General features: G+C 30.4%; 17 protein-coding genes, 2 tRNA genes and 3 rRNA genes. 5 read left to right on the forward strand and 17 right to left on the reverse strand.

Annotation, left to right across the window (positions count from 1 at the left end; genetic code table 11):
* Positions 1-71: 71 nt before the first annotated feature.
* From rsmI to DR020_RS03480, 3 genes are all read right to left on the reverse strand, one after another.
* Positions 72-914, reverse strand: coding sequence for a 16S rRNA (cytidine(1402)-2'-O)-methyltransferase (rsmI, locus tag DR020_RS03470; protein ID WP_055260220.1), 843 nt, complete (start codon positions 912-914; stop codon positions 72-74).
* 9 nt (positions 915-923) lie between these two features.
* Positions 924-1,676, reverse strand: coding sequence for a tRNA1(Val) (adenine(37)-N6)-methyltransferase (locus tag DR020_RS03475; protein ID WP_055260219.1), 753 nt, complete (start codon positions 1,674-1,676; stop codon positions 924-926).
* Between the two features lie 159 nt (positions 1,677-1,835).
* Entirely contained in the window at positions 1,836-3,164 is a 1,329-nt protein-coding gene (locus DR020_RS03480) for a C40 family peptidase (protein ID WP_112365270.1), read from the reverse strand.
* A gap of 171 nt (positions 3,165-3,335) precedes the next feature.
* Between DR020_RS03480 and DR020_RS03485 the strand changes: the two genes are divergently transcribed.
* Positions 3,336-3,411 (forward strand) — tRNA-Pro (locus DR020_RS03485).
* Positions 3,412-3,445: 34 nt separating this feature from the next.
* Here the strand turns inward: DR020_RS03485 and DR020_RS03490 are convergent.
* Entirely contained in the window at positions 3,446-4,171 is a 726-nt protein-coding gene (locus tag DR020_RS03490) for a glucosaminidase domain-containing protein (RefSeq protein WP_112365271.1), read from the reverse strand.
* Between the two features lie 110 nt (positions 4,172-4,281).
* Between DR020_RS03490 and DR020_RS03495 the strand changes: the two genes are divergently transcribed.
* Positions 4,282-4,953, forward strand: coding sequence for an HAD family hydrolase (locus DR020_RS03495; protein ID WP_112365272.1), 672 nt, complete (start codon positions 4,282-4,284; stop codon positions 4,951-4,953).
* A gap of 101 nt (positions 4,954-5,054) precedes the next feature.
* Here DR020_RS03495 and DR020_RS03500 read toward each other — a convergent pair whose 3' ends face one another.
* From DR020_RS03500 to DR020_RS03550, 11 genes are all read right to left on the reverse strand, one after another.
* The gene (locus DR020_RS03500) at positions 5,055-6,488 is read right to left on the reverse strand and encodes a glycosyltransferase (protein ID WP_235809720.1); all 1,434 of its coding nucleotides are present in this window, start codon (positions 6,486-6,488) and stop codon (positions 5,055-5,057) included.
* Between the two features lies 1 nt (position 6,489).
* Positions 6,490-7,671: an ABC transporter ATP-binding protein gene (locus DR020_RS03505; RefSeq protein WP_055260215.1), complete on the reverse strand. Its 1,182-nt coding sequence runs from the start codon at positions 7,669-7,671 to the stop codon at positions 6,490-6,492.
* Between the two features lie 13 nt (positions 7,672-7,684).
* Positions 7,685-8,917, reverse strand: coding sequence for a glycosyltransferase (locus DR020_RS03510; protein WP_112365273.1), 1,233 nt, complete (start codon positions 8,915-8,917; stop codon positions 7,685-7,687).
* 14 nt (positions 8,918-8,931) lie between these two features.
* Entirely contained in the window at positions 8,932-10,137 is a 1,206-nt protein-coding gene (locus DR020_RS03515) for a glycosyltransferase (RefSeq protein ID WP_235804596.1), read from the reverse strand.
* A 91-nt stretch (positions 10,138-10,228) separates the two neighbouring features.
* Positions 10,229-11,392 carry an ABC transporter ATP-binding protein gene (locus DR020_RS03520; protein ID WP_112365274.1) on the reverse strand — a complete coding sequence of 388 codons (1,164 nt, stop codon included), beginning with the start codon at positions 11,390-11,392 and terminating at the stop codon, positions 10,229-10,231.
* Between the two features lie 41 nt (positions 11,393-11,433).
* The gene (locus DR020_RS03525; RefSeq protein WP_112365275.1) at positions 11,434-12,246 is read right to left on the reverse strand and encodes an ABC transporter permease; all 813 of its coding nucleotides are present in this window, start codon (positions 12,244-12,246) and stop codon (positions 11,434-11,436) included.
* Between the two features lie 174 nt (positions 12,247-12,420).
* Positions 12,421-13,167, reverse strand: coding sequence for a peptidylprolyl isomerase (locus DR020_RS03530; RefSeq protein ID WP_112365276.1), 747 nt, complete (start codon positions 13,165-13,167; stop codon positions 12,421-12,423).
* Positions 13,168-13,336: 169 nt separating this feature from the next.
* Positions 13,337-13,412: transfer RNA gene (locus DR020_RS03535), tRNA-Phe, on the reverse strand.
* A gap of 6 nt (positions 13,413-13,418) precedes the next feature.
* A 5S ribosomal RNA gene (rrf, locus tag DR020_RS03540) occupies positions 13,419-13,536 on the reverse strand.
* 67 nt (positions 13,537-13,603) lie between these two features.
* Positions 13,604-16,507: ribosomal RNA gene (locus DR020_RS03545) — 23S ribosomal RNA — on the reverse strand.
* Between the two features lie 198 nt (positions 16,508-16,705).
* A 16S ribosomal RNA gene (locus tag DR020_RS03550) occupies positions 16,706-18,215 on the reverse strand.
* Together the 16S, 23S and 5S rRNA genes with 1 tRNA gene alongside form the textbook arrangement of a ribosomal RNA operon.
* A gap of 445 nt (positions 18,216-18,660) precedes the next feature.
* On the opposite strand from DR020_RS03550, the gene DR020_RS03555 reads away from it, so the two are divergent.
* Complete coding sequence (locus DR020_RS03555) at positions 18,661-19,344, forward strand: uracil-DNA glycosylase (RefSeq protein ID WP_055260261.1); 684 nt, start codon at positions 18,661-18,663, stop codon at positions 19,342-19,344.
* 50 nt (positions 19,345-19,394) lie between these two features.
* Here DR020_RS03555 and DR020_RS03560 read toward each other — a convergent pair whose 3' ends face one another.
* On the reverse strand, positions 19,395-20,522 hold the full coding sequence (locus tag DR020_RS03560) for a mechanosensitive ion channel family protein (protein WP_112365277.1): 1,128 nt from the start codon (positions 20,520-20,522) through the stop codon (positions 19,395-19,397).
* A 173-nt stretch (positions 20,523-20,695) separates the two neighbouring features.
* Between DR020_RS03560 and DR020_RS03565 the strand changes: the two genes are divergently transcribed.
* On the forward strand, positions 20,696-21,145 hold the full coding sequence (locus DR020_RS03565) for a hypothetical protein (protein WP_055260263.1): 450 nt from the start codon (positions 20,696-20,698) through the stop codon (positions 21,143-21,145).
* Positions 21,146-21,340: 195 nt separating this feature from the next.
* A complete protein-coding gene (locus tag DR020_RS03570) occupies positions 21,341-22,966 on the forward strand; it encodes an N-acetylmuramoyl-L-alanine amidase (protein ID WP_058993897.1) in 1,626 nt (541 codons plus the stop codon).
* 86 nt (positions 22,967-23,052) lie between these two features.
* On the opposite strand, the gene abc-f is transcribed toward DR020_RS03570, so the two are convergent.
* Complete coding sequence (gene abc-f, locus DR020_RS03575) at positions 23,053-24,609, reverse strand: ribosomal protection-like ABC-F family protein (RefSeq protein WP_112365278.1); 1,557 nt, start codon at positions 24,607-24,609, stop codon at positions 23,053-23,055.
* Positions 24,610-24,900 lie beyond the last annotated feature (291 nt).

The following is a 24,900-nucleotide window of genomic DNA, read 5'->3' on the forward strand; positions in this document are numbered from 1 at the left end:
TATTTAATCAGTTTATTTACCCATAAAAAAGACACTTCATAGGGGAAAGAAGTGTCTTTTTTATGTTTTTATTATTTTATCTCTATCGAATGTTTATAGACTTCTGACTTAGGCAATTCTCTATCTTTAGACACTTGCTTTATAGCATCTTTTTTAGACATTCCTTGATTTATAAAATAAATTATATGATCTTTTATACTCATATCTTCCCATTTAGCTACATTTTCATTTCTTATTTCTTCTAAAGATTTTCCTTGTAAAACTAAAACGAACTCTCCTTTTGGTATATTATCATTAAAATAACATATAGCCTCTTCTAAGCTACCTCTATATATTTCTTCATGTAATTTGGTCAATTCTCTGCAAACAGCAATATTTCTATTTCCAAAGTTTTCTTTTAAAAATGTTAAAGTGTCTATTACCCTATATGGAGATTCATAAAATATAATTGTTTCCCTTCTATCCTTTAAACTTTCTACAAATTCTTTTTTTTCCTTATTTTCTCTTGGTAAAAAGCCTCTAAATATAAATGCACTTGTATCTAAGCCCGAATAAATAATAGCAGTTGTAAATGCAGTTGCTCCTGGTAAAACTTCTACATCTATTCCATTTTCAATACATTTTTTTAATACAATACTCCCAGGATCTGATATTCCTGGTGTTCCTGCATCGCTAATTACTGCTATATTCTCTCCATTTCTGACCCTATCTATAAGTTCTTCACTTTTTCCCTGCTCATTATGTTTATGATAACTTATAAGTGACTTTTTTATATTAAAATGATTTAATAATTTTAAACTTTGCCTTGTATCTTCAGCAGCAATTAAATCAACTGATTTTAAAACTTCTAAAGCTCTTAAAGTTATATCTCCTAAATTTCCAATTGGAGTTGGAACTAAATATATTTTTCCCATAATTCCTCCTTATATTCTGCCATATATCTCATTTATTTCTTTACTAAAACTCCCATCATCATTATACACATAAATAGGTGGTTCCCATTTTAGGTATGCTCCTCCATCTCTTTGTCCCTCAACTAAGAGTATATTAGCTGGCTTTTTAGTATTTGGATGTACCATTTGAACTCTTTTGGGCTCAATTTTATACTTTCTCATAATACAAAATATATCTGCTAATCGCTCTGGTCTATGTACCATATAAAGCCTTCCATTATCTTTTAAAACAATTCTACATGCCTCTATAACATTATCTAAATTGCACATAACCTCATGTCTTGCTATTGCATATTTATCATTAGGGTTTACTATACCTGATTTTTCAAGTTTATATGGTGGATTTACTGTTACTACATCAAATCTGCCTACGGATTTTAATAGTTCTTTATCCTTTAAATCACCATGTAAAAACTCCATAGTATCATTAAATCCATTTATTTTAATACTTCTATTTGCCATTTCAACAAATTCATTTTGAATCTCTAAACCTACAATTTTCTCTGGTTCTTTTTTACCCTTTATTATAAATGGAACTATTCCTGTACCTGTGCACAAATCCATTACTTTATGCTTTTTTTTTACATTTGCAAAGTTAGCTAAAAGTACAGCATCTATTCCAAACCTAAAACCTTCTCTTTTCTGAATAATACATATATCCTTCAACTGTAAGTCATCTAAAGTTTCTCCATCTTTAACCAATGATAAATCTAAATCTCTCATAATAAAATTTCACCATTTAAACAGAATTTAAAATTTATTAACTTCTATTTCTTTCTTAAAATTTTTTAATACTAAATCTATTATATAGTAATTAATATAAATCCACCACATTAAAAAAGTATGAAATATAATCTCTATATTTCATACTTGTAAATTAAATCAATTAATTATTCTTCTTGCCGTTACATAATCATATATATCTCCAACTATAACACCAACTCCCGGTCTTGATGCATGAATCATCTTCCCATTTCCAACATATATTCCTACATGTTGAGGAGTTTGTACACTTCCCCTTGTAAAAATCAAATCACCAGGTTGCAGATTTTCTCTATCAACATGTATTCCTTGATTAACTTGAGTATATGTTGTTCTACTTAAAGAATAACCAAATTTATTAAAAACGTACTGAGTAAATCCAGAACAATCGAATGAATTTGGACCCGTTGCTCCATACACATATGCTGCTCCTATAAATTCATATGCATATGATACAATAGATGATGCATCATTATTTAAAGAAACGCTTTCATCAATAATACTACGAGTTTGTACATCATCATTATTTATCTCTACATCAGAATCCTTACTACTTTCATTACTATTATCAACATCTATATTATTACTAAATTCAATAACTTTAACTTCTAACTCTTTTTCTTTATTAAATATTATACTCTTAGCTTTTTGTATTCCATTATTAATATCCTCTACAACACTCTTTGTTTTGATTTGATTTTTTAAACCATTTAAAGATGTTATTAAATTATTTAATTCATCAATTGATTTATCATCATTTATATTATTTAAAAAATCACTAACTAAATCACTTTCTAAAACTTCAATATATCCCCTCACACTATTTTTCTTTTGATTCATTTCATCTATTACCAACTGCTGTTCTTCTTTTTTCATATTAAGTTCTTGTATTTTTTCTGTATTTTCTTTATTTATATCATTCAAACTTTTCTTTTTTTCATCTAATTCTAATATATTATCATTTAATTCTTGCTTTGCATTATTTAAATTGTCTATTAATTCTCTATCAAGCAAAAATATCTTACTTACCACATTAATATTTTGTAATAAAGTTCCAAAATCATCAGATGATAATAATATTGCTATATAATTATTATAAAAACTACTCTTATAAGTAGCCCTTAATCTCTCTCCTAAAACTTCCTGTTGCTCTTTTATTGAAGATGTAATATGCGAAATATTTTCATCAAGACGCATTATTTCATCTTCCAGTTTTTTAATTTCTTCATTGTTCTTTTCTATTTCAAAAAATATAGGCTCTATTTCATCAGTTAAAGTATCTATTTTTTCCTCTAATTCTCTTATAGTATTTTCTATTTCATTATACTCATTTAAACTTTGTTTTATCGCCTCTGTTTTTTCTTCAGTTACAGGAGTTGCATAAACATTTATACTTACACTAAAAGCAGATATAAATGCAAGCATTGAAGAAATTATTTTTTTTTTCATTTTAATTTGCCCTCATCATTCATATAACGAGAACGCATCTCTCCCTTCTTGTTCACTATATTAAGTTTCATTATAACATATTTTACAAATAAAACCAATTAAATAAACTACAAACAATTTAATAAGCAATATTGACAAAACTTAAAATTTAATATAAAATAAATATGTTCTCGGGGTGTGGCGCAGATGGGAGCGCGCGTGGTTTGGGACCATGAGGTCGCAGGTTCGATCCCTGTCACCCCGACCAAAAAAGGATTGTAAAAATTACAATCCTTTTTTTATTATTTTATTTCATTATCTAAAATAGTTTTTAAACTATCTATTAACCTATTATACTTATCCTTTAAAAGTTTATTTTCACACCTAAGTATGTCAACATCACTTAAATTATCAACCCTTTTAACATTTTTACTTGAGCTACTATATATATTTTTTAATTCATCTAAAATTCTATTTGAATACTCTTTTTTAGTTGTCCATTTATCTTGCAAATCTTGTATATTAGAACATATTCCATATAAATAATAAAAATGTCTAGTATCTTTACTATTATCTTTAGGATAACCTTCTGCTCCAAAATAAAGTGCTAAGTGATCTAAATGCGCTTCAATCCCCTCTTGCCAAGAAACAAATTTAGTATATTCTTCGTTCAGAACACCGTTATCATCATATTTAAATTCTTTTACCCCATAAGGATTATTGAAAGATTCTTTCAAATCATCATCAAAATTCCCAAAATTAGTTTCTATAGCTGCTTGAACATATGCTATTACAGGATTAATACCCCCACATGTTTTATATAAATCATTATATATATTCCAAAGATTTAAAAACAATTCTGTTGCATTATTTCTTTTTGCCCACTTCTTTATTTCCTCTTCATTGAAATTTACATCTTTATCATTTATTAAAATTTTTAGCTTATCATTAATATTAAAACTATAATTGACTTTTTTTTCATCTAACACATTTTCCACATTGCTATTTGAATCTAATAAATCTTTCATAATAAACCTCTAATTTTATGTTTTTAATAATTATATTCCTATCTTTTAACCTTTATTCTATATAATTGATAAATTCTATGTTAAACTAACCTAAAGGAGCGTGATTTATTGTGATAGAAAATGCTAAAGCAGCAATATTCGATTTAGATGGTACACTAGTTGATTCTATGTGGCTTTGGGATAAAATTGATACTACATATTTAAATAGCCTAGGAATAGACAAGCCTTCAGATTTGAAAAAAGAAATAACCCACCTTAGTTTTGATAAAACAGCCGAATATTTTAAAAAAAGATTCAATATCCCCAATTCCATTGAATCAATACTAAAAACTTGGTATAACATGTCCTATAATGAATACACAAATAATATAAAATTAAAACCAGGTGCTAAAGAATTTTTAGAGTATCTTTCTAATAAAGGTGTAAAAATCGGACTTGCAACTAGCAATCCTATGATTTTAGTTGAAACTTGTTTAAAATCTAATAACATATTTAATTTATTTGATAAAATTACTCTTACATCTGAAGTTTCTAGAGACAAAAGCTTTCCTGACGTATATCTTTTAGCAGCAGAAAAACTAAATGTTTCTCCTAAAGACTGCATAGTTTTTGAAGATATACTCCCTGCAATTCATGGAGCTAAGTCAGCTGGTATGAAAGTTATTGCAGTTAATGATGAGCCCTACACCCCTTTAGGTGACAAAGCTAAAATCATAAAAGAAGCCGATATTTACATTAATGACTATAATACATTACTTAATGAAATAAAAGTTACCATATAAAAATAAAGCTATATACTTAGCATAAAAATTATAATTTAGATAAGCCATAAAAATCTAAGCTTAATAAAGTTATAATATTACTAAGATATAGCTTTTATTTATTAATTAAAATTCTTTAATGCTATTTTTATTTGTTTTGCCCTATGTTTCCATGTGTTATCTGCTGCTTCTTTTTTTAATATTTTTTTATACTGTTCATCATGCACTAACACTTTAACAGCATAATCTACTTTATCTATAAAATCATCATCATTATATGCAATTTGACAAGACTCATACGATTTACATTCGTTTATATCTGTAGTGACTATTGGCTTTTCTAATGCCATGTATTCAAAAATTTTTACAGGTGATGTTGCATCAGTTATATCATTTTTTATAAAAGGCACCATACATACATCAAAAAATGCTGAATATGTTATCAAATCTATATAATTTATTATACCTAAATAAGATACATTAGTTAATTTATCTAATCCACTTCTGTCATAACTTCTATCATAATTTATCCCGATTAATACAATTTCATAATCCGGTCTTTTAATTGCTAATTTTTTAATCTTTTCATAATCAAACCATTTAGCCAAAGCTCCGTAGTAACCTATTATAGGCTTACCCTTGTCCACTATTTGTTTCATCCTTTTTGCTATACTAAATCCTGTTTTGCTAAAGTCCTCCAAATTCACTCCATTTGGAACTAGTATGCTTTTTTCTGACGATCCTCTAATACTTTCTGATGTCTTTTTAAGATCTTTAGCAGTAGATACAACTAACACATTTTCAACATCCTTTAAAAGTTTTTTATGATCTTCTATCATTTGAGTACTTACAGTTACTCCACTTATTTCTGAAGAAATTTCATCTACAAAATCATATATAACTTTAAAACCTTTATCCATATAATATTTTTTTATTTTTTCATAAGATACATCATAAAGACACGTAGCATAGACATGTACAAATTTAGGCTTATCAACTTCATTTATCACATCAAAAAAAGCTTGGTTTAGACTATCCATATCTAAATTTACCAAATAAAGATTTTCTTTTATCTGTTTTATAGAGAATACTTCCCTATCTTGATTAGGATCTGTTCTATATATATATAATATCCTTTCATTACTCATAGCTTCCGCTAAATGTTGAGGTCTTTGTTTTAAATCAATATTCCAACCAAAAGAAGCATAAAACACAACTATTGCATCATATTCTTCTTGAAACATACTTATAAAAGCTTTTCTAAAAGCTTCATATTGAGTATTATATACTATTGAATTAAATGCACTCTCTATTATTTTATTAACATTCTTATATCTTTCATATATTTCTCCATTTAATACCTGATAATTAAATTCCTCTTCATCATCAATATCAAAACCTTCATACATAATATTACTTACTTCTGGATACGCATTTAATATAGATTCAGTTAACTCTATTTTTTCTTCATCTTCCAAATTATCATATCCATACTCAATAGCATTACTTACAATATCACTAGGGACTTTATGCTTTAATTTTTTTAATCCAAACACCTTATACCCTCCATTCTTCTTTTAAAAATACAAAACCACTACTTTTTCTTTCACTATTAATAGTAAAACTCATAGCATTTTCTATGCTCTCTAAAGAAATCAAATTTTGACTTTCAGAAAATATTATATTAATATAATAAACTCCACCTTTTAACATTAAGTTCTTAAATGTTAGTTTAATATTATTCTCACCTAAATTCCAAGGTATCAAAAAATCATCTACATTGCTATTTATAGAACATATAAACTGATCCATATGCCTAAACTCACAAGGCTTTGTATAAGCTCTTTTCATCTCAACTGTAATCCCAGGGGTGCTTATATCTTCATCTAAAACTTCATATTTTATATTAAATGTTATCGAATCATTATATTGATAAACATTCTTTTTTTCGCATATCAATACATCACTAAGTTTTACAAAACAATTTTTAGATTCAGCACCATTATCTAATTCTAAAATATTTTTATAATATTTTTCAACAACTTCTATAGCAGAACCTATTTCTTTAATTTCTCCTTTTTCAAGCCAGATAGCCTTTTCACAGTAATTTTGAACTGCATCCAACCCATGAGATACGTAAATAATTGTTTTTCCCAATGATTTAAACTCTTTAAATTTATCCATACACTTATTTTGAAACTCTATATCTCCCACGGATAATATCTCATCTACTATTAATATATCTGGATTAACATGTATAGCTACTGCAAAAGCTAACCTTGCATACATTCCACTTGAATATGTTTTTATAGGATAGTTTATAAATTCTCCAATATCTGCAAAATTTATTATGTCATCTTTTATTTTATTAATTTCTTCTTTCCCTATCCCCATTATACTAGCATTTAAATATATATTTTCTATTCCAGTAAGTTCATTATTAAATCCCGTGCCAAGTTCTAAAATAGATGCTACCTTTCCTTTTATAAATAACTCTCCCGAAGTTTTAAAACATACACCAGTTAATATTTTAAGTAATGTAGATTTACCAGATCCATTACTTCCTATTATACCTAATATTTCTCCTTCATTAACATCAAATGAAATATTATTTAAAGCTATAAATTCCTTTTGAGTATTTTTATTAAATGGATTTATTATTTGTCCCAACCTATTTTTTTCAGAGTTATAAATCTTATATTTTTTAGAAATATTTTTAACTCTTATAGCATAACTCATTTTATTCCTCCACTTATGAATTTAATATGAAATTCTTCATACTAATAGCTCTTTGCTTCCATGTATTATTATTTTTTTCATTTTCTATTAAAGATATATACTCATAATTGTCTTCTAACAAAATAGCTCTCTTTATATTTGTTATAAATTCATCATGATTTTCACTTATTAAGGGAGACTTATATTTTCTACACTCTGGTAAATTAGTCGTAACTATCGGCTTCCCTAAATCCATATATTCAAATAATTTAACAGGTGATGTGGATTTAGTTATATTATTTATAACAAACGGTATTATGGAAATATTAAAAAATTTAGAATAATGAGAAAGATTATTGTATTCAACAGTTCCTACATAATAAACATTAGGCAAATTAAGTATTCCACTATTTATGATAGATTTATCATAATCTACACCTATAAGCAAAATATTAATATCTTTAAACTTATTAGAAATCTTTGTTATAAGCTCATAATCAAACCATTTAGCTAAAGCCCCAAAATACCCTATTATCTTTTTATTAGAATTCACTACATTTTTTATTTGCTCAGGTATATAATTTAAGTTTACATTAGAAAAATGCCCTAATTCCACACCATTTTCTATAAGAGCTAACCTTTTTTGCCCCCTTATCTGTTTAGCCTCATTGTATAATTTATCAGCAGTAGTTATGACATAAATGTTTTTACTGTCTTCTAACATACGCATATGACTGTCTTTTATATCATCTGTTAATTTAAATCCAGCAATATCATCTGATAATTCATCAATAAACTCATATATAATCTTAAATCCTCTATCTAAAAATTTTTTAACATATTTATCATATTCCATAAAAGCTGTACAATAAATTTGAACAAATGCTTCAATACGACTTTCTTTAATCATATCTAATAATCCTTCTTGAACCCAATAAATATCAGTATTTATAAGATATAAATTGTGCTTTATCTCTTTATATACCTTTACATCATTATCTATACAAGAAGATGCCTTATAAAAATATAGTATATTTTCATTTGATAAATTTATAGCCATATGTTGTGGTCTTTGAAACATTTTCATATTAAAGCCAAAATAATTATCAAAAATAATTACAGCATCATACTGTTTACTGAAAATTATTTTTTTTAAATCACTAAAAAACTTTGACTTAAGACCATTAATTTTTCTATACTTAATTTTTATAATAAAAAATCTTATAATTGGTCTTAAAACATTCTTAATTTTCCTCTTAATATTCACAAAATCACCTAAAATTAAATTTTACTTATTTTCACCAAATTATAGAAAGCTTCAGCTTTTTTCTCCCATATATTTTTTAATGCTTCGTTTTTTAAATATGTATAATATTCATCATCTTTACTCATTTTCAACGCATAATCTAACTTTTCTATGAATTCATTATAATTTTTAGCAATTAATGTTGATTTATATTTTTGACATTCCCTAAGATTAGTTGTTACTATGGGAACATTTAATGCCATATATTCAAAAAGTTTTATTGGATTTGTAGACTCTGTAATATCATTCAATAAAAATGGTATAATCGCTACATTAAAACATTGTCCGTACAAAGGCAATTCTTTATAATCAACAACCCCTAAATAATGGACATTTTTTATATCCTCCACTTTACTTTTCCTAAATTCGTTATCATATAAAAAACCTATTAAAACTATATTATAATCAGGTTTCCTTTTTGCTATCTCCCTTATAAGATTATAATCAACCCATCTAGCCAAAGCTCCAAAATATCCTATTATAGGCTTTTTATCATTAACAATAGCTTTAATTTTTTCAGGTACTATATCCATATGAGTTTGCCAATGCTCATAATCTACCCCATTACTTATCATTGCTACTTTATGTATATCTCTTATACTTTTAACATAATTCATTAATTTATCAGCTGTTACTATAATGAAATTTTGTTTATTTTTTATAATATTTTTATGTCTTGTGTATACAAAATTCTGTACATCCCCAGATATTTCCGGCGATATTTCATCAATATATTCATAAACAAGCTTGAATCCATTATTTAAATATCTTTCCTTTATGTATTCTTCATCTAAATATATATCTGTTGAATATAACAGTAAAAACTTTTCAGTATTAGTTTTGCTTAACACATCAATCAAAACATTTTGAAAAATATAATTAGACATATCTACCAAATACAATTTTTCTTTTATCTTTTTTACGCCATTTATATTAAAATCAAACTGCTCAGATGATCTATAAAAATACAAAAATCCCTTTTTAGACAATTCAATTGCCATATGTTGAGGTCTTTGAAACAACGGTATATTCCAACCAACTCTCGAATCAAAAATAATTATAGAGTGATATTTTTCATAACTTAATATACTATTTATCATTTCATAATATTTATTGTATATTCTTTTATATTTGAATATATTTATTTTTTTTAATATAAAATTAAATTTATAGCTTTTCAATAATTGTATACTCTTTTTTATTAATAGTTTAAACCTCACTTAATTTCTCCCTTTTATTTAAATATACTATCTTATTAAATATAAATGATAACTATTGCTCCCATTCATGCTCTAAAACAATAAAACCTTCCCCCCTATATTTATCATTTATAGTAAAATTGTAAGCTTTTATCTTTTTATATATTTCTTCATTATTACACAAGAAAACTACATCTATATAATAAATCCCAGATACTAAATTTAGATTCTTTAAATTGAAATATATTGTATTTTTCCCCAAAGAAAATGGTATATTTTTATGCGAATCAATACTGTTAAAATCACAAACAAATTGGCTATATTCTTTCCCAGCATTAATTTCTATTTTTCTTATTTCTATGACCATATATACATTTTTATATATACTATTTTTCACTAGATAAGTAATTTTAAATTCTAAATTTTTTAAATAATCAATTTCATTTGATATTTTATTCATTTTAAAATCTTCAATAATATCATTTCTAAACTCTTTATATGTCAGATGATTTTTATTTCCGAAATTCATATTAAAATATTTCTCAACTACCATAACAGGATTTCCATCTTCCACAACTTTGCCTTCATCTATCCATATAACCCTATTACAAAATTTTTTTACCGTAGCCAATGAATGAGAAACATATAAAATAGTTTTACCTTGTTTTTTAAATTTCTCAAATTTCTCCATACATTTAACTTGAAATTTAATGTCACCTACTGACAAAATTTCATCTACTATTAAAATATCAGGATTTATATTTATTGCAACAGCAAAAGCAAGTCTTGCAAACATTCCACTTGAGTAATTTTTAACTGGTTGATACAAAAAATCCCCTATATCAGCAAATTTTATTATTTCATTAATTTTTTTATCAATTTCTACCCTCTTAAGACCATTTAAGGTAGCATTAAAATAAATATTCTCATAACCTGTAAGTCTTATATCAAAACCAGAACCCAATTCTAACAATGATGATACTCTACCATTTATGAATACTTTTCCATAAGTTACAAACGCTACTCCAGTTAATATCTTTAAAAGTGTTGACTTCCCAGCACCATTTTTTCCTATTATCCCAATAATTTCTCCTTTGTTTATATTAAATGAAACATTAGATAATGCATTAAATTTTTTTATTTTATATCTTTTATTTATTAATAACTTCAATTTTTCCTTATTTGTATTATATATTTTATATTCCTTTGTAATATTTAGTGCATTTATAACTTCCATTAACTTTCAACCTCATAATACATAAATTTTGCTCACATTGATTATAGAACATCATCAAATTCTGGTCTAAATCTAGAAAATTCTTTAGAAGAAAAAATAAACAAGGATAACGTAATTATCCAAAAATATATAGCATAACTTAATGTACTAACATTGGTTCCTAAAAAAGCATCTCTAAATAATTCTACCAAGTAATATAATGGATTAATTTTTAAAATTAAATTTAACCAAGGCATACTTTGAGCAATAGGTAATTCACCACTTTGCCACATAATTGGACATGTCCATAATAAAAATTGCATTATTACTCCTATAGCGTGTAATATATCAATTGACATAACAACCCATGTTGCTAATAATCTAAGTAATGCCGACAAAAATATCATAGTAATTATAATTGCGTAAATGAGCTTAAAGTAATTTATAATATTTAACATTCCATTAACCCCAAAAATTATAAATGTTATACAAAGCAGAATTAAAAAAGTATAAAAACTTATAAACATCCTCACGTTAGGCAATATTTCTACAGGGAATTTAATTTTTTTTACTAAAAAAGATTTACTTCTTATAGAACTAGCCCCAGAAACTATTACATCAGATATAAATATCCATGGAATATAAGCTGAAACAAGCCATATTAAATAAGGAACCTGTATATCTCCTGTTATATTCCTCATACCTGAAGAAAATACAAAACAAAACACTGCTATCATAACCAATGGTTTTATTATTGCCCATATTATTCCTAATCTTGCATTTGCAAACTCTTGAACAAATTCTTTTTTTGACAAATCTAAAATAGTAAACCAATTATAAAAAATGCTTTTTTCAATATAAAACCAATTTTTCAATTAATTCATCTCCTTAGTCCCCTCTCATCTACATATTGTTTTCATCTTTTACTTAAATATACATAAATTAAATATACTATCTAAATAAAATTTATTTTTTATTTCTTTAAATACACAAAATTGGGATATTAATTAAATATTAATATCCCAATTTTGTGTATTTACTTTTTTATATTATAAGATTTCTACAGTATATTTATTCTTTAATTCCTTTATCAAGTCTAAATACTTTTGTTCTTGTCTTTGACCTAATAATTGTTTTAAAGCTTCGTCTTTAACTTCTTCAAAACCTTTTATTGAATCTTCTTTTTTATCAACAACTTTAATTAAATGATATCCAAATTGAGTTTTAACAGGTTCACTAACTTCTCCGATTGGTAAAACAAATGCGACTTCTTCAAACTCAGGTACCATCATTCCTTTTGAAAATGATCCTAAATTTCCACCTTGCTCTTTAGATGGGCAAGAAGAATATTTGGCAGCTGCTTCTTCAAAAGTTAATTGATTTAAAGCTATTTTTTCCTTAATTTCTTTTGCAAGTTCTTCTGAATCAATTAAAATATGTTTTGCAGTTACATTAGCTGGTTCTTTAAAAGCTTCTTGATTTTCATTATAGTATTTTAAAACTTCTTCATCTAAAACAGTAACCTCATCTAAAGTTTTCTTCATAACAATTTGAGCTAATAATTCCTTAGCTATTTTATTAACTTGTTCTACATACTCAGCTGAAGTATCCATGCCTTTTTCTTTTCCTAGCTCATACATTAATTCAAAAGCAATTGCTTGTTCTAATATATTTCTTCTTCCTTGTTCATTGTCAATCATTGCTTGTTGTTGAGCTGGATATCTTGAAATAACTTCTGATATATATTGAGAAGTTATTTCTCTTCCCGCTACTCTTGCTAAAACCTTATTATCCATGGTAAAATTCATCCTTTCTTATTATCTTTAACTATAATTTATTTAAATATGAATCTATTATCTATTTTATCAAAGAAATAGTAGTAATTTAAATAACTAATATCTTTAATAAATAAATTATACCATTATTTTATATAAAATGAAAAAGCCTAGCTAATGCTAAGCTTTTTGGTGGCTCGAACTGGAATCGAACCAGTGACACGAGGATTTTCAGTCCTCTGCTCTACCGACTGAGCTATCGAGCCATATAAACCTGGCAACCACTTACTCTCCCACACAGTCTCCCATGCAGTACCATCAGCCTCTAAAAGCTTAACCTTCGTGTTCGGAATGGAAACGGGTGTTACCTTAAAGAGCATTATCACCAGATAATCATGTTATTTATATGAAAGATATATTCTCTCAAAATTACACTAAGCATTAAGATAAAGTTAATTAGGTCAAGCCCTCGACCTATTAGTATCAGTCAGCTAAATATGTTACCATACTTACACCTCTGACCTATCAACCTTGTGTTCTTCAAGGGGTCTTACTAGCTTATACTATGGGAAATCTCATCTTGAGGTGGGCTTCACGCTTAGATGCTTTCAGCGTTTATCCCTTCCCGACTTAGCTACCCAGCTGTGCTCCTGGCGGAACAACTGGTACACCAGAGGTCAGTCCATCCCGGTCCTCTCGTACTAAGGACAGCTCCTCTCAAATTTCCTACGCCCGCGACGGATAGGGACCGAACTGTCTCACGACGTTCTGAACCCAGCTCGCGTGCCGCTTTAATGGGCGAACAGCCCAACCCTTGGGACCTACTTCAGCCCCAGGATGCGACGAGCCGACATCGAGGTGCCAAACCTCCCCGTCGATGTGGACTCTTGGGGGAGATCAGCCTGTTATCCCCGAGGTAGCTTTTATCCGTTGAGCGATGGCCCTCCCACGAGGTACCACCGGATCACTAAGCCCGACTTTCGTCCCTGCTCCACTTGTGGGTGTCGCAGTCAGGCTCCCTTCTGCCTTTGCACTCTTCGAACGATTTCCGACCGTTCTGAGGGAACCTTTGGGCGCCTCCGTTACTTTTTAGGAGGCGACCGCCCCAGTCAAACTGCCCACCTAACAATGTCCTGTGACCAGATTCATGGCCGCCAGTTAGAACTTCAGTACTATCAGGGTGGTATCCCAACGTCGACTCCACTAAGGCTGACGCCCTAGTCTCTCAGTCTCCCACCTATCCTGTACAGACAATACCGAAATTCAATGCTAAGCTACAGTAAAGCTCTACGGGGTCTTTCCGTCCAATCGCGGGTAACCAGCATCTTCACTGGTACTACAACTTCGCCGGATTTGCAGTTGAGACAGTGCTCAAGTCATTACGCCATTCGTGCGGGTCAGAACTTACCTGACAAGGAATTTCGCTACCTTAGGACCGTTATAGTTACGGCCGCCGTTTACTGGGGCTTAAGTTCACACCTTCGCTTACGCTAAGTGTTCCCCTTAACCTTCCAGCACCGGGCAGGCGTCAGCCCCTATACATCAGCTTACGCTTTAGCAGAGACCTGTGTTTTTGCTAAACAGTTGCTTGAGCCTATTCTCTGCGACCTACTCTCATAGGCATCCCTTATTGCTAACTTACGGGATCAATTTGCCGAGTTCCTTAACTGCAATTCTTCCGCCGGCCTTAGGATTCTCTCCTCACCTACCTGTGTCGGTTTGCGGTACGGGCACTACTTCTCTCTCTAGACGCTTTTCTTGGCAGCGTGGAATCATGTACTTCGGTTCCGTAGAACCTTCCCCATAACATCTCATCATTATTACAACGGATTTGCCTATTGTAACTGACTAAATGCTTAGACTAGCATCCAATAGCTAGCACACACTATCCTCCTGCGTCACGCCATCGATAATAACGATGGTAGTGGTACTGGAATATCAACCAGTTGTCCATCACCTACGCCTTTCGGCCTCGGCTTAGGTCCCGACTAACCCTCAGCGGACGAGCCTTCCTGAGGAAACCTTAGGTATTCGGCCTGTAGGATTCTCACCTACATCTCGCTACTAATGCCAACATTCTCACTCGTAATCAGTCCACCACTCCTTACGGTATGACTTCAGCCCGATTACGACGCTCCTCTACCGCTTGAATAAATTCAAGCCCGTAGCTTCGGTGGTAAGTTTTAGCCCCGAACATCTTCGGCGCAGGATCTCTCGACTAGTGAGCTATTACGCACTCTTTTAATGAGTGGCTGCTTCTAAGCCAACATCCTAGTTGTCTTAGAAATCCCACATCCTTTTCCACTTAACTTACACTTTGGGACCTTAGCTGACGATCTGGGCTGTTTCCCTTTTGACCACGGATCTTATCATTCGTAGTCTGACTGCCGAACTTATAGTATATGGCATTCGGAGTTTGATAAGGTTCGGTAAGCGCTATGCCCCCTAGCCCATTCAGTGCTCTACCTCCATTACTCATATTCGACGCTAGCCCTAAAGCTATTTCGAGGAGAACCAGCTATCTCCGAGTTCGATTGGAATTTCTCCGCTATCCACAGCTCATCCCATGCTTTTTCAACAGCAACGTGGTTCGGTCCTCCACGAGGTTTTACCCTCGCTTCAACCTGGCCATGGATAGGTCACCCGGTTTCGGGTCTACGACATGCAACTAGTTGCCCTATTAAGACTTGGTTTCCCTTCGGCTCCGTACCTTAAGTACTTAACCTTGCTACATATCGTAACTCGTTGGCTCGTTCTACAAAAAGCACATCATCGCACACATAAGGTGCTTTGATCGGTTGTAGACATATGGTTTCAGGTTCTATTTCACTCCCCTCCCGGGGTTCTTTTCACCTTTCCCTCACGGTACTGCTTCACTATCGGTCATCAGGTAGTATTTAGCCTTGGGAGGTGGTCCTCCCTGCTTCCCACAAGGTTTCACGTGTCTCGTGGTACTCTGGATTAGAACTTGATTACTCTAACTTTCATTTACAGGACTATTACCTTCTACGGTAGAGCTTTCCAGCTCTCTTCAATTAGTTATAGTTTCTCGTTATGTTCTATCCACAACCCCGGAAACAAGTTTCCGGTTTGGGCTCTTTCCCTTTCGCTCGCCGCTACTTAGAAAATCGATTTTTCTTTCTCTTCCTCTAGGTACTTAGATGTTTCAGTTCCCTAGGTTTACCCTCGTTAACCTATTTATTCAGTTAACGATACATGAGGTTTCCCATGTGAGTTTCCTCATTCGGAAATCTTTGGATCTCAGACTATGTGCGTCTACCCAAAGCTTATCGCAGCTTATCACGTCCTTCGTCGGCTCCTGATGCCAAGGCATTCACCATACGCCCTTTGTAGCTTGACCTTTGTTTCTATCTTTTAGATAGTTGCAATCAATTTTACAAAGAATAGTAAATTTAATTGGCTTTACTTTATTTATTAATACTTATGTGTAATTTTCAAAGAACATAATTTTGAAAGAACTTAGTCTTTCAAAATTAAACAGATATTTAAGAAGCATTCTTTATTATCATCTTAGTTTTCCTAAGATGTTCTTCCTTAGAAAGGAGGTGATCCAGCCGCAGGTTCTCCTACGGCTACCTTGTTACGACTTCACCCCAATCGCTGACCCTACCTTCGGCCGCTGCCTCCTTACGGTTAGCTTACGGACTTCGGGTATTGCCAACTCTCATGGTGTGACGGGCGGTGTGTACAAGACCCGGGAACGTATTCACCGCGACATTCTGATTCGCGATTACTAGCAACTCCAGCTTCATGTAGGCGAGTTTCAGCCTACAATCCGAACTGAGACAAGTTTTTGAGTTTTGCTCCACTTCACAGTATTGCTTCTCTTTGTACTTGCCATTGTAGCACGTGTGTAGCCCTAGACATAAGGGGCATGATGATTTGACGTCATCCCCACCTTCCTCCCGGTTAACCCGGGCAGTCTCGCTAGAGTGGTCAACTTAATGGTACCAACTAACAATAAGGGTTGCGCTCGTTGCGGGACTTAACCCAACATCTCACGACACGAGCTGACGACAACCATGCACCACCTGTGTTCCTGTTCCCGAAGGAACTTCCCACATTACTGGTAATTCAGGACATGTCAAGTCTAGGTAAGGTTCTTCGCGTTGCTTCGAATTAAACCACATGCTCCGCTGCTTGTGCGGGTCCCCGTCAATTCCTTTGAGTTTTAATCTTGCGACCGTACTCCCCAGGCGGAATACTTAATGCGTTAGCGGCGGCACAGAGGCTTGGGGCCCCTACACCTAGTATTCATCGTTTACGGCGTGGACTACCAGGGTATCTAATCCTGTTTGCTCCCCACGCTTTCGAGCCTCAGCGTCAGTTACAGTCCAGAGAATCGCCTTCGCCACTGGTGTTCTTCCTAATCTCTACGCATTTCACCGCTACACTAGGAATTCCATTCTCCTCTCCTGCACTCTAGATATCCAGTTTGGAATGCAGCTCCCAAGTTAAGCTCGGGTATTTCACATCCCACTTAAATATCCGCCTACGCTCCCTTTACGCCCAGTAAATCCGGATAACGCTTGCCACCTACGTATTACCGCGGCTGCTGGCACGTAGTTAGCCGTGGCTTCCTCCTTAGGTACCGTCATTATCGTCCCTAAAGACAGAGTTTTACAATCCGAAGACCTTCATCACTCACGCGGCGTTGCTGCATCAGGGTTTCCCCCATTGTGCAATATTCCCCACTGCTGCCTCCCGTAGGAGTCTGGACCGTGTCTCAGTTCCAATGTGGCCGATCACCCTCTCAGGTCGGCTACGCATCGTCGCCTTGGTGAGCCGTTACCTCACCAACTAGCTAATGCGCCGCGGGCCCATCTCATAGCGGATTGCTCCTTTGATTGTTAAAAGATGCCTTTCAACAATGTTATGCGGTATTAATCTTCCTTTCGGAAGGCTATTCCCCTCTATGAGGCAGGTTGCCCACGTGTTACTCACCCGTCCGCCGCTAGAAAAGCTCCGAAGAACTTTTCTCGCTCGACTTGCATGTGTTAAGCACGCCGCCAGCGTTCATCCTGAGCCAGGATCAAACTCTCAAATTAAAATATACTAATTTCTTAGTTTTTATTTGAGTTTAATCTACTCATATTACTTATAAAAGAATTACTGGTTTACTTAAATTATCTGTTTAATTTTCAAAGACCATTGTTTTTCTTTTTTCTTTATCGCCCTCAAGCGACTTCTTTATCTTATCACTTTACTTAATCTTTGTCAATAACTTTTTTTATTTTTTAAGTTATTTTCTCTCGCTACTATTTACCTTAGCGACGGATTTTATTTTATCATATAATTTAATATATACAAAAAAATAATATATTTATTTTAATAATTATTTCTATATTACTTCCATTTTCTTTATTTATATATTTTTTTCTATTATTGATACGCTAGGATATGTTTATAAATGTTTTATTATGTAAATAGATATATTTCTCATATTTTATTATAATAAATATATCTATTTACATAATAAAAAGGAGATAACTTATGGGCTCAATATTGAAAAATGATTGGAATGATATCCTAAAGGATGAATTCAAAAAAGATTATTATCTTAAATTAAGACAATTTCTTATAAATGAATATAAAACTAAAACCATATACCCAAATATGTATGATATTTTTAATGCATTACACTATACACCTTATAATCAAGTTAAAGTAGTTATTTTAGGGCAAGATCCATACCATGGCCCTAATCAAGCTCATGGACTTAGTTTTTCAGTTAAACCAAAAGTGAAAACACCACCATCATTACAAAATATATTTAAAGAGCTTAACAATGATTTAGGTTGTTTTATACCTAATAATGGCTTCTTAGAAAATTGGGCAACTCAAGGAGTGCTACTATTAAATACTGTTTTAACTGTAAGAGCTAATTGCCCTAATTCTCATAAAGGTATTGGTTGGGAAATATTTACTGATAAAATAATACAATCTCTTAATGATAGAAATGAACCCATTGTTTTTATTTTGTGGGGAAGCAATGCACAAAAAAAAGAATCTTTTATAACTAATCCTAAGCATTTTATAATAAAATCAGTACACCCTAGCCCCCTTTCCGCTCATAGAGGATTTTTTGGCTCTAAACCATTTTCTAAGACAAATGAATTTCTAAAATCCATAAACCAATCTCCAATACATTGGCAAATACCAAATATTAATTATTAATAAAGTAAAAGCACTCTTTGAATTTATTATCAAGAGTGCTTTGCTACTTTTTATTTTTCTCTTTCCTCTTCAGTTACATTTCCTATATCTTCAATCTTATCAACCATATTAACACCTAATATATTTTCCTGCAATCTATTAAAATTTATAAAAAATAATTTTACTTTTTCTTCTCTTAATATACTCAAAATATTTATGTTTACAATTTGCTTTAATTTCTCATATTCTTCATATCCCATCATTTCAGTATAAAAATATACAAAAATCCCAAAACCATAGTTAGACAATTCATTAAAACTTACTATTATCATTTCTTTTTTTATTTTATCATTACTTCTTAAAAATTTTTCTATTCTTTGTACACATATATTTATTTTATCTATTGATGTACTATAATCTAATGTAAATTTAAAATGTATACGTCTTTTATCTCTTTGACTCCAATTTATAATATTACTATTAGCCAATTTTGAATTAGGAACTGTAACTATTGCCTCCGCAAATGTTCTTATTTTAGTACTTCTAAATGTTATTTCTTCTATAACTCCTTCAATATCAGATGTTTGAACCCAATCCCCTATAGAAAATGGCTTATCCAAAACTATTACCATGCCTCCAAATAAATTAGAAAATGTATCTTGAACTGCTAATGCAAATGCTATTCCACTTATTCCAAGACCTGTTATAAAACCAGTAAACCCAAATTCATTTGCTATAATAACTACTGCAAAGATTACTATTACTATTCTTATTATTATAGATACAAAAGGAAATACTATTCCATTAGAATCATTTTTATTATGTATACTTTTATGTAAAATAGAATTTTCTAAAGTTAAATTGTAAAAAAAATAACACATGGCTATAACACCAGCTAACTTTATTAATCTACTTGTAGATATTATATTTAAATTTAAGTTGTCAAATTCTATAATTCTTAATGCTTGATACACTCCATAAAATAATATAAATAATTTTAATGGTTTTTGACTAGCCTTTACTAAACTATCATCTATATGTGTATTACTCTTAGATACAATATATGTGAATATCTTATATATTTTAGATATTAAAAGTTTATTCAATATAATTACAAAAACTATAATACCTAATGCAATTATTATATTATAAATAGAAACACTACACATAGCACAACAAAAATCTTCTATTCGCTTCATAAATAATCACCTAAGAATTTCTTAATTCTAGTATTAACTTTAGTATACAATCTTATAACCACCCTCTAATTTTTATAATAAAAAAATAGTAAACTTTTATACTTTAAAGTAATTTATAAACATTAATAAAAATATACTATTAATAAGTATTAATTATTTAAGGATTAGCAAACATGAAATTTTTAGTCGTATTCGTAATATTACTCTGCTTAGGTAGTACTGGATTTATGTTTATATATTTTGATTCAAAAATCAAGAAATATAAAAGAAATATTCTCACACTTAATAATCAAATACATAAAATTAAAGCACCTCATAAACAATCTGAAATTCAAAATACAAATTTAAGAGAAATATCTATATACTACAAAACTTCTGAATTTGAGTATGCAGTAACTCAACCTTATACAAATGTCTATCTTGCACCAATTAATAATTCACTTATAGTAAATAGACTGAAAGATGCTTTTAAAGTCAAAATACTAGATGAATGCGAAATAAATAAAGAAACTTGGTATTTTGTTGAATTAGGTCTTAATAGTGGATTGAATAATAAAGGATGGATAAAAAAATCTAGATTTTCTATATTTATAAACAGAGAAATTAACTTACCCAATAAGTAGCTACACAATTTAATTGTAGCTACTTATTTAATTTCACACAAAATATTAGCATCTTTATTTTACTTGTATTTCGTATTATTTTTAACAAATTGTTTACTTATTTTCCAAGTGAAAGCCTTATCGTTATTTGTATTTTTTATATTTTTATTGTATTATTTACTTATATTGTTAAATATTAAGGGGGATTTTAAAATTATGTGTAAAAAAAAGATCCACAAAATTTTTATGTCATTACTATTTAATACTTTAATTTTTAGTTCGGTTATTGGATTTAAAGCTTACGGACAAAATTTAGAGACTGAATTTAATGATATTTTAAATGAATACAAAAATGAAAATATAATTGTAGAAAATGGTTTGTCTTTATCTGTTAATGATACACTTAACCTTTCTCAATATCCAAATTGGAATATATCAGATGATTCCATTGCAAACATTAGCGATGATGGTATATTAACTGCTAAAAACGATGGCACAACTTATATAAGCCAGAAAATAGGTGATACCGTTTATATAGCCGAAATTAGCGTTACTAACGATTTAGACTTAATCTCGCCCTATAGAGCTTCAAAAGATTCTTCATTAGATAGGACATATTATAAAGTTTTTTTAGATCCTGGTCATGGTGGTTCTGATCCTGGAGCTATTGCTAATGGTATTTATGAGGATGAACTCAACTTAACAATTGCAAAGAAAGTTCAAAATTTACTTAAAAATCAAGGAATTGAAGTAGAAATGAGTAGAACCTCTGATGTTTTCTTAACTCTAATGCAAAGAGCTGAACTTGCAAACGATTATAATGGAGATATTTTTGTATCTATTCATAACAATGCATTTTCATCATCTTCTGCTTATGGCATAGAAACCTATTATACTGCAAGTAAATCTACAAGCAAAAATTTAGCCACTCCTATTCAAAATTCTATGGTTTCTGAAACAGGTGGATACAATAGAGGAGTTAAGACTGCTGATTACGTTGTAACAAAAAATACAACAATGCCAGCTTCATTAGTTGAGGGAGGTTTCTTAACAAATCCATCTGAAGCAGCTAAACTAAAAACAGATGATTATCAAAATAAACTTGCTAAAGGTATTGCAGATGGAATAGTTAAATATTTAAAAACTAATGTTAAATTAGGAACATCTAATAACAATGTAGTTGACTCTACTACACAAAATAAAATTGGTACAGTTACTGCTAGCTCATCTTTAAACATTAGAAGTGGTGCTGGTACAAACTATTCTATTATTGGTTCTTTACCTTCTAAAGCTTCTGTTCAAATTTTAGAGACTTTAAATGGATGGTACAAAATTAAATATAATAACTTAACTGGTTATGTTTCTAGTCAATATGTTTCTGTAAACACAAGTTCTGATACTTCATCAAACTCAGCAAGTACACAAAATAAAGTTGGTACAGTTACTGCTAGCTCATCTTTAAACATTAGAAGTGGTGCTGGTACAAACTATTCTATTATTGGTTCTTTGCCTTCTAAAGCTTCTGTTCAAATTTTAGAAACTTTAAACGGATGGTACAAAATTAAATATAATAACTTAACTGGTTATGTTTCTAGTCAATATGTTTCTGTAAACACAAGTTCTGATACTTCATCAAGCTCAGCAAGTACACAAAATAAAGTTGGTACAGTTACTGCAAGTCCTTCTTTAAACATTAGAAGTGGTGCTGGTACAAACTATTCTATTATTGGTTCTTTGCCTTCTAAAGCTTCTGTTCAAATTTTAGAAACTTTAAATGGATGGTACAAAATTAAATATAATAACTTAACTGGTTATGTTTCTAGTCAATATGTCAGTGTTTAACCAGAAATAATGAGGTAGAGAATTTCTACCTCTTCTTTTTAACAAGCTTATAAAATTTTTATAACTTTTTATATTAAATGATTACTTTAAATTATTTTCGTTGTCCAATTTTCACAATTCCATATATCAGTTACTACATCTTTATAAAACTCTGGTTCATGGCATACTAAAAGAATACTTCCTTTATATTCTTTTAATGCTCTCTTTAATTCTTCCTTAGCTTCAACATCTAAATGGTTTGTAGGCTCGTCTAGGATTAGTATATTTGTTTCTTTGTTTATAAGTTTACATAATCTAACCTTAGCTTGCTCCCCACCACTTAATACGCAAACTGTACTTTCTATGTGTTTATTTGTTAAACCACATTTAGCTAAAGCACTTCTTACTTCATATTGAGTGTATCCAGGGAATTCTTCCCAAATATCATTTATAACACTATTATAATTTGCTTCTTTTATCTCTTGTTCAAAGTATCCCAATTGTTGATACTCTCCTGTTTCAACTTCTCCACTTAATGGCTTTATTATCCCTAACAAGCTCTTTAAAAGAGTTGATTTTCCAAGTCCATTTGCTCCAACCAAGGCTATTTTTTGACCTCTTTCCATAAGTAAATTTAGTGGTTTACTTAAAGGTTCATCATATCCTATAACTAAATCTCTAGTTTCAAATATAAGCTTACCTGAAGTTCTTCCTTGTTTAAAATTAAACTCTGGTTTTGGTTTTTCTGCAGCAAGTTCTATTCTTTCCATTTTATCTAATTTTTTTTGTCTTGATCTTGCCATCCCTGTTGTAGCAACTCTAGCTTTATTTCTTGCAACAAAATCTTCAAGTTTTGCAATTTCTTGTTGTTGTCTTTCATAAGCTGCCTCTAACTGTCTTTTATTAGCCTCATAAATTCTCATGAAGTTTTCATAATCTCCAGTGTATCTTGTTAATAATCTATTTTCAACATGATATATAACATTAACAACACTATTTAAGAAAGGAATATCATGAGATATAAGTATAAAAGCATTTTCATAGCTTTGAAGATATGATTTTAACCAAGCTATATGTTCTTCATCTAAATAGTTAGTAGGCTCGTCAAGAAGTAAAATATCCGGAACCTCCAAAAGAAGTTTAGCTAATAATACCTTTGTTCTTTGCCCCCCACTCAAATCTGAAACATCCCTATCAAGCCCTACATCTTTAAGACCAAGACCAGCTGCAACCTCTTCTATTTTCACATCAATTATATAAAATCCACTATTATCTAAAGCATCCTGTATATTAGCTGTTCTTTCTAATGCTTTGTTCATTTCTTCTTCATTCATATTTCCCATATTTTCATATAGTTGATTCATTTCAAGTTCCATATCAAATAAATATTTAAATGCTTCTCTTAAAATATCTTTTATTGATTTACCCTTTTCAAGTTGAGTATGTTGATCCATATAACCAACTCTAACTCGATTACTCCACTCTATTTTACCTTCATCAGGCATTAACTTCCCCGTTATTATATTCATAAAGGTAGATTTTCCCTCACCATTAGCCCCTATGAGACCAACATGTTCACCTTTTAATAATCTAAAGGAAACATCCTCAAATATAGCTCTATCTCCAAATCCATGGCTCATATTTTTAACAGTTAATATACTCATATTTTACTCCTTTATAAAATTTAACTAGTCTATTTTAATAAAAATAATACTCCACCTAAATATATTATTATAGCTAAAACACATATCCCCAATAAATTTTTCAAAACTGTTGCTTTAACTTGCATGCTAACACCGTCCTCTAAGCTATTATATATTTAAAAAAATATCAATGACTATAATATCATAAATAATTAACAAAACCAATTTAATTAAATATTTTTTATAATATCATGTATAATATTATCCTACTTTGGTAACAATTATTAATGAGGCAATAAGCTTCAATCTTAT

The sequence above is a fragment of the Sarcina ventriculi genome, from assembly GCF_900456775.1.
Classification (GTDB): Bacteria; Bacillota; Clostridia; order Clostridiales; family Clostridiaceae; genus Sarcina; species Sarcina ventriculi.